The organism is Nitrospirota bacterium, from assembly GCA_037386965.1.
Lineage (GTDB): Bacteria > Nitrospirota > Thermodesulfovibrionia > Thermodesulfovibrionales > JdFR-86 > JARRLN01.
The window spans coordinates 1-10,337 of sequence record JARRLN010000072.1 but is presented as its reverse complement, the minus strand read 5'-3'; the positions used below and the strand labels follow the sequence as shown (position 1 = coordinate 10,337).

The 10,337-nt window shown below is 61.2% G+C and carries 11 protein-coding genes; 10 read left to right on the top strand and 1 reads right to left on the bottom strand.

Translation table 11 applies throughout. The features are described from left to right. From P8Y39_10335 to P8Y39_10305, 7 genes are all read left to right on the top strand, one after another. Window positions 1-561 (top strand): 4-hydroxy-3-methylbut-2-enyl diphosphate reductase (locus tag P8Y39_10335; GenBank protein ID MEJ2192723.1); only part of this gene is annotated, 561 nt, incomplete at its 5' end. After that, window positions 551-2,122, top strand: a complete 1,572-nt coding sequence (locus tag P8Y39_10330) for a 30S ribosomal protein S1 (GenBank protein MEJ2192722.1) — start codon at window positions 551-553, stop codon at window positions 2,120-2,122. The genes P8Y39_10335 and P8Y39_10330, both read left to right, overlap by 11 nt. Beyond that, window positions 2,119-2,970 carry a signal peptide peptidase SppA gene (gene sppA, locus P8Y39_10325; protein ID MEJ2192721.1) on the top strand — a complete coding sequence of 284 codons (852 nt, stop codon included), beginning with the start codon at window positions 2,119-2,121 and terminating at the stop codon, window positions 2,968-2,970. The genes P8Y39_10330 and sppA overlap by 4 nt, the downstream gene beginning before the upstream one ends. A 12-nt stretch (window positions 2,971-2,982) precedes the next feature. Beyond that, window positions 2,983-3,279 (top strand): integration host factor subunit beta, encoded by a 297-nt coding sequence (locus tag P8Y39_10320; GenBank protein ID MEJ2192720.1) that lies wholly within the window; start codon window positions 2,983-2,985, stop codon window positions 3,277-3,279. A gap of 67 nt (window positions 3,280-3,346) precedes the next feature. Then, a complete protein-coding gene (locus P8Y39_10315; GenBank protein ID MEJ2192719.1) occupies window positions 3,347-5,602 on the top strand; it encodes a DEAD/DEAH box helicase in 2,256 nt (751 codons plus the stop codon). Between the two features lie 54 nt (window positions 5,603-5,656). Beyond that, on the top strand, window positions 5,657-6,178 hold the full coding sequence (locus tag P8Y39_10310; protein MEJ2192718.1) for a L,D-transpeptidase family protein: 522 nt from the start codon (window positions 5,657-5,659) through the stop codon (window positions 6,176-6,178). Next, window positions 6,136-6,681: a GNAT family N-acetyltransferase gene (locus P8Y39_10305; protein MEJ2192717.1), complete on the top strand. Its 546-nt coding sequence runs from the start codon at window positions 6,136-6,138 to the stop codon at window positions 6,679-6,681. Before P8Y39_10310 ends, P8Y39_10305 begins: the two co-directional genes overlap by 43 nt. A 65-nt stretch (window positions 6,682-6,746) precedes the next feature. Here P8Y39_10305 and P8Y39_10300 read toward each other — a convergent pair whose 3' ends face one another. Further along, a complete protein-coding gene (locus P8Y39_10300) occupies window positions 6,747-7,553 on the bottom strand; it encodes an MBL fold metallo-hydrolase (GenBank protein MEJ2192716.1) in 807 nt (268 codons plus the stop codon). Window positions 7,554-7,969: 416 nt separating this feature from the next. Here P8Y39_10300 and P8Y39_10295 point away from each other — a divergent pair, with 416 nt between their 5' ends. From P8Y39_10295 to P8Y39_10285, 3 genes are all read left to right on the top strand, one after another. Then, a complete protein-coding gene (locus P8Y39_10295; protein MEJ2192715.1) occupies window positions 7,970-8,428 on the top strand; it encodes an Hsp20/alpha crystallin family protein in 459 nt (152 codons plus the stop codon). 410 nt (window positions 8,429-8,838) lie between these two features. After that, window positions 8,839-9,975, top strand: a complete 1,137-nt coding sequence (locus tag P8Y39_10290) for a hypothetical protein (GenBank protein MEJ2192714.1) — start codon at window positions 8,839-8,841, stop codon at window positions 9,973-9,975. A 116-nt stretch (window positions 9,976-10,091) separates the two neighbouring features. Further along, the coding region (locus P8Y39_10285; protein MEJ2192713.1) for an ABC transporter permease at window positions 10,092-10,337 on the top strand (246 nt) is incomplete at its 3' end.

Here is a 10,337-nt window from a genome sequence, read left to right as displayed (position 1 = left end):
AAAAAAGCTCAATATTATGCTAAACTTCTTAGGGAAGAAGGCTACCGGGTGATTATACTGGGGGACAGAGAGCACCCCGAGGTAAAGGGCCTCATGGACTACGCGGGGGACGGCGTGGTAGTGCTGAGCCGGCCCGAAGACTTCCCCGCGGCGCGAGGGCGCAGGCTGGGCATCGTGGTGCAAACGACCCAGCAGGTGGAGAACCTCAGGAGGCTGGTTGCCTTCCTGGTCGGACGGACGAAGGAGCTGAAGGTGTACAACACCATCTGCAACTCCACCGCCCTCAGGCTCAAGGAGACGGAGGAGATAGCCCGTGAGTCCGACGTCATGGTCGTGGTGGGGGGCAAGAACAGCGCCAATACGACGCAGCTTGCCAAGCTGTGCGCCTCTTTGGGGGTCCGTACGCATCACATCGAGACCGCCGGGGAGATCAGGGAAGAGTGGTTCCACGGCTCCGAGCGGGTGGGACTTACGGCAGGGGCCTCGACCCCTGACTGGATCATAAATGAAGTGAAAAATCGAATTCATGATATGGGAGGATGTGTCTGTAATGGAACTTAGGAACGAAGAGCTCGAGAAACTTTATGCCGATACCTTTCAGGGTGTTGAGCCCGGCTCCATCCTGGAAGGCACGATCGTCTCCGTAAAGCCCGAGGGGGTCATCGTGGACATCGGCTATAAATCCGAGGGGATGGTCAAGATACACGAATTCTCCCCCGAGGAGGTTTCTGGGCTCCGTCCGGGCCAGAGCATGGAGGTCTATGTCGAGTCCATCGTCGACTCCGAGGGCATGGTGGCGCTGTCCAAGGACAGGGCGAACAAGGTGAAGTCCTGGGGGTTCGTCGAGGAGTGCCTGAAGGAGCAGAAGGACGTGGACGGCATTATCTGCGACAAGACCAAGGGGGGTGTTTTCGTGGACATCTCCGGCATCAAGGCTTTCCTGCCCGGCTCTCACCTGGACATCAGGCCCGTTCGCGACGTGGACTCCATGGTCGGGCAGACGGTGCGGGTAAGAATCATAAAGGTCAACAGCCGCCGCTCCAACGTCATCGTCTCCCGCAGGCTGTATCTGGAGGAGGAGCGCCAGAAGCTCAAGCAGGAAACCCTGGCGAAACTGGTGGAGGGCGCCATCCTCGGGGGCACCGTCAAGAACATCACGGACTACGGCGTCTTCGTGGACCTGGGGGGCATCGACGGGCTCCTGCACATTTCGGACATCTCCTGGGGCCGCATCACCCATCCGTCCAAGCACTTCGAAATCGGCCAGGAGATAGAGGTGATGATACTGAACTACGACGGCGAGACCGAGAAGGTCACCCTCGGGTACAAGCAGAAGATGCCGGACCCCTGGAGCAACGTGGACGAGAAGTACCCCCCCGGCTCGCGGGTCTCGGGCACGGTGGTGAGCATTACCGATTACGGGGCCTTCGTGGAAGTGGAGGAGGCCCTGGAGGGGCTGGTGCACGCCTCCGAGATAGAGTGGGCCGCACGGCCGAAGCACCCCTCCAAGTACCTGAACGTGGGGGACCGGGTGGAGTGCCTGGTGCTCCGGGCCGACAAGAATGACCGGAGGCTTTCCCTGAGCCTCAAGCAGCTGAAGCCCAGCCCCTGGGAGCTGGTCGCCGAACGCTACCGCGCCGGCCAGGAGATAGAGGGGCAGGTGCGGGGCATCACGGAGTTCGGCGCCTTCGTCGGGCTGCCCGAGGGGGTCGACGGCCTTGTGCACATCTCCGACATTTCCTGGACGAAGCACATCCGCCATCCGTCCGAAGTCCTGAAGAAGGGACAGACGGTCCGGGCGGTGGTGCTCGGCGTGGAGCCCGAAAAGGAGCGCATCGCCCTGGGGATGAAGCAGGTACAGCCGGACCCCTGGATAAACGACATACCCCAGAAGTTCTGCCTCGGGGACGAGTGCGACTGCAAGGTGCTCCGGAAGACAGAGTTCGGCATCTTCGTTGAGCTGGACGGGGAGGTGGAAGGACTCGTCTACTCCTCGGAGCTGCCGGACGAGGCGCTCTCCGCCGAGGAAGGCGATACCATCCAGGCCCGCATCATAAAGGTGGACCTGGCCAACAAGAAGATCGGCCTCAGCATGAGGAACGTGGGCGGGGCCAGTCAGTGAAGAAGCTCTGCCTCATTCTGGCGGGACTTTTCATCTTCATCATCGCCGTAAGCGTCCTGGTGGCCGTCCTGTCCCGGGAAGGCATCCCTATCGGACAGAAGGTGGCCCTCGTGTATATCGAGGGCCCCATCGTCGAGGCGAAAAGCCACGTGGACGAGCTGGAGAAGTATCGGGGCGACTCCTCCGTGAAGGCCGTCGTCATCAGGGTGGACAGCCCCGGCGGGGCCGTGGCCCCTTCCCAGGAGATTTTCAGCGAGGTCCAGCGCCTGGCCGCCTCCAAGAGCGTGGTGGTCTCCATGGGCACCGTGGCCGCCTCCGGCGGCTACTACATCTCGGCGCCCGCGACGCGCATCGTCGCAAACCCCGGCACACTGACGGGCTCCATTGGTGTTATAATGGAAATACCGAATATTCAAGGACTTATGGATAAAGTGGGGGTAAAGACCGAGATTATCAAGAGCGGGGAGTTCAAGGACATCGCCTCGGCGTTCCGGAGCATGAGCAAGAAGGACAGAGAAGTTCTCCAGGGCGTCATTAACAATGTCTATGAGCAGTTCGTCCAGGATGTTTCGCTCTCCAGGAGCATCCCGCTGGAGGATGTCCGAGGGCTCGCCGACGGGCGCATATACACCGGAAGCCAGGCCGTGCAGGCGGGGCTGGTGGATGAGCTCGGAGGCCTCGAGGACGCCATCAGGGTGGCGGGCGAACTGGGCGGCATCGAGGGCAGGCCCCACGTCGTGACCAGGGAAAAGGAGAAAGGGCTGTTGGACTTTTTGAGCGGGACCCTCTCGGGCGGGGTTGCCCGGGTGTTCCCCCATATAAGACTGCAATACATGATGAGTCCGTAGGGAGGAGCAGACATGACGAGATCGGCTCTTATCGAGAGAGTGGCGGAAAGAGTGGATGGCCTGACGCTGAAACAGACGGAGATAGTGATAGAGACCGTCTTTGACAGCATCAAGGATGCCTTGAAGAAGGGCGAAAAGATAGAAATACGGGGTTTCGGGAACTTCAGGCTGAAGGAACGGGGCCCGCGCAAGGCCAGGAACCCCAAGACGGGCGAGAGCGTGGACGTTCCGGAGAAGAAGGCCGTCCGCTTCAAGGCGGGCAAGGCCCTGAGGGAAGCCCTGAACCCCAGCGAACGCGTAGAAAGCTGAAAATCACGCCATCGCACGCCCGGCTCCCCGCCGGGCGCATTCCCGGCCCCGGGAGGGATGAAGCTCCATGGACATCGGCGCTTTTGTGCGCTCCCTGGGGGAGGAAAAATCCCTCCGCCTCCGGCTGCGGGAGCACAGGTACATCGAGCCCCGCCCTGCGAATTACGCCGACCTGCCGCTGGACGAACGGTTAAGCGGAGCCCTCCGGCACAAGGGCATAGAGCGGCTCTACACCCATCAGGTGGAGGCCGTTACGCGCCTGCGCCGGGGCGAGAACGTGGTTGCCATGACCCCGGCGGGAAGCGGCAAGAGCCTCGTCTATAACCTCCCGGTCCTGGAGACCGTACTCAAGGAGCCCGAGGCCAGGGCCCTGTATATCTTTCCGCTGAAGGGCCTGGAGCAGGACCAGTTGGGCAACCTCCTGGAGCTGGCCGGGGCCCTGGGCTTGGAGAACGCCGGGGCCGTCTACGACGGGGACACCTCCAGTTATCGGCGGCGGAAGATCCGGGAGAACCCGCCCAGCGTCGTCTTCACCAACCCCGACATGATCCATTACGCCTTCGCCGCCTATCACCCCAAGTGGGAGACCTTTTTCCGGAACCTCCGCTACGTGGTTATTGACGAAATCCACACCTACAGGGGGGTCTTCGGCTCCAACGTGGCCCAGATAATGCGGAGGCTCAGGCGCATCGCCCACAGGTGGGGCTCCCATCCCCGGTTCGTGGCCGCCTCGGCGACCATCTCCAACCCCGGCGCCTTCGCCCGGGACCTGGTGGGGCTGCCTTTCAGCGTTGTCGGTGAGAGCGGAGCCCCCCGCGGCAGGGTGCACTTCGTTTTCGCCGAGGCCCTGGACAGCCCCTACACGGCGGCCACCCATCTCTTTCTCGCGTGCCTGGAGCAGGGGTTGAGGACCATCGTGTTTACGAAGGCCCGCAAGATAACCGAGCTCATCTATTCCTGGGCGGTGCAAAGGGCGCCGGCCCTCGAGGACGCCGTCAGCCCGTACAGGGCGGGGTTTCTGCCCTCGGAGAGGCGGGAGATAGAAGAGAGGCTCTTCACGGGGGAGCTTCGGGGCGTGGTCTCCACCAGCGCCCTCGAGCTCGGGGTGGACGTGGGAGAGCTTGACGCCTGCGTCCTGGTGGGCTATCCCGGCTCGGTAAGCAGCACCTGGCAGAGGGCCGGCAGGGTGGGGCGGCGGGGGCAGGACTCCTTCGTGGCCATGGTGGCCATCCAGGACGCTCTGGACCAGTACCTCATGCGCCACCCCGATGCCTTCTTCGGGAAACCCCATGAGGCCGCGGTCATCGACCCCCTGAACAAGGACATTCTCAAGGCCCACCTTCCCTGCGCGGCCCAGGAGGTCTACTTGGGGGAGGACGACCAGGTCTATGACATGAAAGCCCTTGCCCCCACCGTGCGGGAGCTGGTGCGGGAGGGAAGGCTCAGGCCGGGGAAGGAGGGGGACATCTGGTTTTCGGGGGTCCGCCTGCCCCACAGGCAGGTGGGAATCCGCTCCGTGGGTCCCACGTTCACCATCTACGCCGGGAAGGAGAGAGTAGGGGAGGTCAGCGGGTTCCGTGTTTTCAGGGAGGCATTTCCGGGGGCGATATATCTTCACCGGGGGCGGCAGTACAGGGTGGAAGAGCTGGACCTCGGCGCCGGAAAGGTCTTTGCCCGGGAGGTGGATGTCTCCTACTACACGCGGGTCCTCACCGACGAGGACACGGAGGTCCGCCGCCAGTACGGGGAAAAGAGGCTCACGGGCTTCTCCTTGCATGAAGGAAGCCTCAGCATGCGCTACAGGGTGGTGGGCTACGACAAGAAGGGCCTTTTCGACGGCCGCTCCCTCGGCAGAAGCCGGCTCGAGATGCCCGAATACGGCTTCGACACCGAGGGCATCTGGCTCATCCTGGCAGAGGATATGGTGGCGTCCGTGGAGGCGGAGGGTTTCGACCTCCCGGGGACCCTGCACGCCTTCGAGCACGCGGCCATCTCGGCCATCCCCCTCTATGCCCTCTGCGACAAGAACGACATCGGCGGCCTCAGTTATCCGCTTTATCCGAAATTCAACCGCAGCGCCATTTTCATCTACGACGGGCATGAAGGCGGCGTGGGCCTGAGCCGCCACGTCTTCGGCCTCTTCAGGGACTGGTTCGCGGCTACCGGAAGGGTCATTACGGAGTGCCCCTGCGAAAGCGGATGCCCCTCCTGCGTGCAGGACCCCCAGTGCGGCTCGGGCAACGAGCCCCTGGACAAATGGGGGGCGGCGCGGCTTGCCCGGGCGCTTCTGGAAAGCGCGGACGTCGGGGCAGGGCTCTCCTAAGGGGTGGCCCCGGGGCGTCGTCTCCAGTATACTGTTCCTCGTGAGGGCTCCTTCATGACGGCGAGGCGTGTTTTTTCTTTCCCGTGCAGGGCGGCGGCCCTGACGGTGGCCGCGGTGTTCTGGATGTGTGCGCTGGCGGGAGCGTCCGCCCCGGGCTCGTGCCCGGATGGGGTCTCCCGCATCGTCGTGGATACGGGGGCGGGAGAGCTTTTCCTTTGCCAGAGGGGAGAGGTCTTCCGGTCCTATCGGGTCGCCTTGGGCCGGAAGGGCGTGGGCAAGAACAGGCAGGGGGACGAGAAGACGCCCCTGGGGACCTATACCCTGGGGGAGCCGCGCCTCTCGGAGAACTACTTCGCCTTCATCCCCATTAATTATCCCACCGAGGAGCAGAGGGAGCAGGGCTACACGGGCGGGGCCATCGGCATACACGGCCCCTGGCAGGACCAGTCCGTGTTCGAGCCTGTTGCCTCCCTGGACTGGACCAACGGGTGTATCGCCCTGGCCTCGAACCTGGAGATAGCGGAAATCGTCATATGGATGAAGAAAAGGGGCGTGCACCGGATAGAAATCCGGTAAAGGCGCTGCACCTGAAACTGTCTGTGGCGGACGTGCGCGTCCGGGAGGCATCCTGCGAGGACGCCCACGCCGTGAGCGGCCTCATTACGTCCCTTTCCCGGCGGTTCATCATCCCCCAGTGCACCAAAGAGGGCGCCCGGAAGCTCCTTGCCGCCTCCTCCACGGAGTCCATAAAGGAGAATATGAGGAAGGGCTTCCGCTATCACGTGGCCGAGGGGGAGGGCCGGGTGGTGGGCGTGGTGGGCATGGAGGACAACCGGCACGTCTATCATCTCTTCGTGGACACCTCGGTGCAGAAGCGCGGCCTCGGGAGGCGCCTTTTCCAGGTAGCCCGGGAGGCCGCTCTCGCGGCCGGGGGCAGTGGGGAGTTTACGGTGAACTCCTCGAATTACGCCGTGGGGTTTTATGCAAGGCTGGGCTTCAGGCGCCGGTGGGGGCCCCTGATGAAAAACGGTGTGCCCACCACCATGATGGTCATAAAGGAGGAAGGAGAAGATGCCTAGGTCTCAAAACAGCGACTTCGGCTGACACTTTTTGATAGATTAAGCCGGTTCAGGCATCCACGGCGCTACTGTCCCCCTCCTTCCCGTATCATCGCTTCCAGCGCCTGCTGGTCGGGCCCGACAAAGGGTTCCGCCCCGGGTACTGCGGCCAGAAGGCCCAATAATTCCTCGGTCATGTCCGTGGCCGGGGGTAGATGGCTGCTTACAATGAGCTTCGGGGACATCTTACGGACGCCGTCAAGCGCCCTGTCCAGCAGGGCCCTGTCGGCCACGTGCAGCCATGGAGAGTCCACCGTGGCCCATGTGGACAGACCTTCCTTCAGCTCCCCGGAGCTGATATCGGCCGCCCTTTCCACGGGATTCTTCATGAGGGCGCCGAAGCAGTCCGCGCTGAAGAGGGCGGCGGCCTTGGGGTCGTAAAAGCCGGTGGTCTCGGGAGCATCGAAGGTGGGCGGCTTAATCGCAGTGAGCTTGCGGTCCCCCACGCTAATGCTCTGTCCCGGGTTCAACAGAAGCACCCTGTCCATGGGCAAGGGCTTGTACAGGCTCATTTTTCCCATTCCGAGATAGGTCGTTATGACCCGGAGCTTCGGAGCCCTTTTGAGGACCTGCCAGAGGCTCCCGACGTGGTCCTGGTCGGTGTGGGTAAGCCACAGCCACTTGAGGTCTCCGGGGTCGATAACCGATGAAAGTTTCTCCATGAATGCATCACCCAGAACGCCCATTCCAGAGTCCACCAGGACGGGCTCGGCCGCCCTGAGCACAAAGGAGTTAACGGGAAGGACCCCGAACCCGGGAACGGGAAAATAGGCGGGCAGGACGTCAATATCCGGAGTGGCCCGATAGGGCTCGAACATGGTGGGTTTATCCATCGACCTTAACCTCCTGAAAGGACTTGTTAGCCTTGAGCCGTCACCTGCAAAACCCGGGTGGTCAGACGCCGGTTGCCGGCGAAAAAATCGGTCAAAAACTACTGAGGAAACCTTGAACTCATGCTATCTTGCATCTCCAACCCGCTGATTCAGAGCGTATCATTGAATGAATGGGACTGCAAATGGTGGGAATGGTCGTCCATTGGCAGGTTCCGGACCTTCCTGTGCCGCAAAAGGGGACCCGGGCCGATTTCGGTTGGACCAGGATGGTTTATCCCGGGCTTGGCCGCTTTTTCCTTCCCGGACCTTCTTTTGCCCCTGCTTTTCAATCTTCACAGGTGTCCGGACATGTGATACGCTCTTTTCAGTAAGGGCGTTTCGCTACAAGATGAACTCACACAGAGGAGGGGACAGAAATGGCCGAGAAAGAAAGAGAAACCAGAGAAGTAGCGCCCTACAGGAGAAGAGGCCCGTTGAGCGTTTTTGAGGACATGGAGCGCATGTTCGAGCGGTTCATGCCCGAATGGCCTCGGGCGGGTTTCTGGGGCGCGCCGGGCTTCCCCGACGTGGACATCTTCGAGAGGGACAACCAGGTGGTCGTCAAGGCGGAGCTGCCGGGTGTGAAGAAGGAAGAGCTGAGTGTTGACGTCACGGAGGCCGAGGTCACCATCTCGGGGGAGAAGAAGGAGGAAGAGAAGGTGGAGGAGAAGGACTATTACCGCCACGAGCGGAGATATGGCTCCTTCGCCCGGACCTTCGCCCTGCCCTCGGGCGTGGACGCCGCCAACGCCAAGGCCAGCTTCCGCGATGGGGTGCTGGAGATTTCGGTTCCCAAGAAGGCCGAGGCGCAAAGGCGCACGGTAAAGGTGGACTGACCCGGAAACTCCAGGACGCTTCACCGGAAAGCACTAGCACTCCCCCCGGAAGGAAGGCACACAAGTATTTGTGTGCCTTCACATTTCTTCATAAAGCCCTCACGCCATCTTCACACGGGTCCTTTAGCATAAAGACTGAGAGCAAGCATATTCCTCGGAGAGGAGGACCGCATATGAAAAGGACAGTTTTTTTGTCATTCCCCCGCCGAGCGCGCGAAAAATGCAACTTTTCATGGTATTAGATTCCCTAAACCTTGAATTTCATGTTGAATAAGGGTTATATTTTCGCTATACTGGCAAAACGGCAGGCCTTGGAATCTCAATCCTTTCTTGCGCAAGGGGGGTGATAACGGGAGAGGAACCCGCTTTTCACGGTAAGGACCCAGTATAAATGAACGGGGAGGAAATCGATGAAGAAAATCCTGGTTTTTGGTATTTGTCTGCTTCTCGTGTTTGCCGGCTACCTGGCGTATACCAGCACTGCAAAAGACGCGCCGGTGGCGAGCGCGAAGAGCACGGCCACGTACGAAGGCACCGTCTATGTGGCGGGCATGGGGGGGCACTTCGCAAAGGCCCATATTAAAATCGACCCTTCGAACACAGAGAACCCCATCACCGTCACGAGCCTGGACAAGATCGACATTGGCACCGCGAAGACCCATCCGACGCACGACCCCAGGATTGACGACAACGACAGGACCAAGATGTACTGGTCCACCTACAAGGTCGACAAGACCATCAAGGACGGCCGCACCTTGCACGTGGGTGAGACGGACCTTACCACGGGCAAGAAGACCAAGGACCTTGAAGTCAAGCTCGACCCCAGCGTCAAGTGGTACGGGGCCATCTATTGCGCTTCCGGGCAGACGAAGGACGACTACATCGACGTGACCATGACGAACCCCGCATACATCGACGTGCGGGACAAGAAGACCCTCGAGCTGAAGCACCGGGTCTTCCTCGACGGACTTGGCTACGACAACAATTATTTCTTCTACCACGGGACGAATTCGCCTGACTACAAGGCCTTCGTCGTCACGATTAACAGGACCGAGAAATGGGCGAAGCCCGACGCTCCGGCGGCGCGCAGCGGCAAGGTCGACATGCTCCTTCTGGACCTGCCCTCGCTCGTGAAGGGCAAGGTGAAGGTGCTGGCGAAGAACACGGTTTCCGCGAGCCCGGGCGGCACCGGCCCGACGGAGTCGGGGACGTTTACCTTCAGGCAGTACTACACTCCTGACGGCAAGTACATCCTGCAGTCCGGCGCCGACAGGTTCTACCTCTTCGATGCCAAGAACCTGAAGCTCCTTGACAGGGAGATGATGAACGAAGGCGAGAACCACGACGCCATCGGCACCCCTGACAGCAAGTACGCGGTGCTGACGCTCAGGACACCCGGCGAGAACCAGGACGGTACGCTGCAGCTTTACGACATCAACGCGAAGAAGCTGGTCGGCAAGTCCGTTTCCGTCTGCTCCGCTTGTCACAGCAAGATGGGCATGCACTTCGACGCCGCCCTCTGCGGGGTAGAGGCCAACTGGAAGTAGCGACCGGTCCGGCCGCCGGCGGTTCGACCGCCGGTTTGTCCGGGACGAGACGTTGAAAAAGGCGGGCATCCTGTCTTAGACTAATAGGGTGCCCGCCTTTTACCGGAAGGAGAAAAGTGAAGTTCAGCCTTTTCAGCGTAGCCGTAAAGAACCTTAAGAGAAAATCCTTCAGACCAGCTGTCCTTGTCGTCTCCATCGGTCTTTTGGTATCCATCCTCGTATTCGGAGCGTCCTTCATACTCAGCGTCGGGTCGAGCATCCAGAAGGCTTCCGACCGGCTGGGGGCCGACCTGCTGGTGGTCCCCACGGGGGCGGTGGACGTGGCCTCGGATGTGCTGCTGGAGTCGAAGATAAAGGTTTTC

What these genes read in the sequence shown, in the direction of transcription:
- P8Y39_10330 (MEJ2192722.1), top strand. Translation starts at nt 551, where the DNA reads ATGGAACTTAGGAACGAAGAGCTCGAGAAACTTTATGCCGATACCTTT.
- P8Y39_10320 (MEJ2192720.1), top strand. Translation starts at nt 2,983, where the DNA reads ATGACGAGATCGGCTCTTATCGAGAGAGTGGCGGAAAGAGTGGATGGC.
- P8Y39_10315 (MEJ2192719.1), top strand. Translation starts at nt 3,347, where the DNA reads ATGGACATCGGCGCTTTTGTGCGCTCCCTGGGGGAGGAAAAATCCCTC.
- P8Y39_10310 (MEJ2192718.1), top strand. Translation starts at nt 5,657, where the DNA reads ATGACGGCGAGGCGTGTTTTTTCTTTCCCGTGCAGGGCGGCGGCCCTG.
- P8Y39_10305 (MEJ2192717.1), top strand. Translation starts at nt 6,136, where the DNA reads ATGGATGAAGAAAAGGGGCGTGCACCGGATAGAAATCCGGTAAAGGCG.
- P8Y39_10300 (MEJ2192716.1), bottom strand. Translation starts at nt 7,553, where the DNA reads ATGGATAAACCCACCATGTTCGAGCCCTATCGGGCCACTCCGGATATT.
- P8Y39_10295 (MEJ2192715.1), top strand. Translation starts at nt 7,970, where the DNA reads ATGGCCGAGAAAGAAAGAGAAACCAGAGAAGTAGCGCCCTACAGGAGA.
- P8Y39_10290 (MEJ2192714.1), top strand. Translation starts at nt 8,839, where the DNA reads ATGAAGAAAATCCTGGTTTTTGGTATTTGTCTGCTTCTCGTGTTTGCC.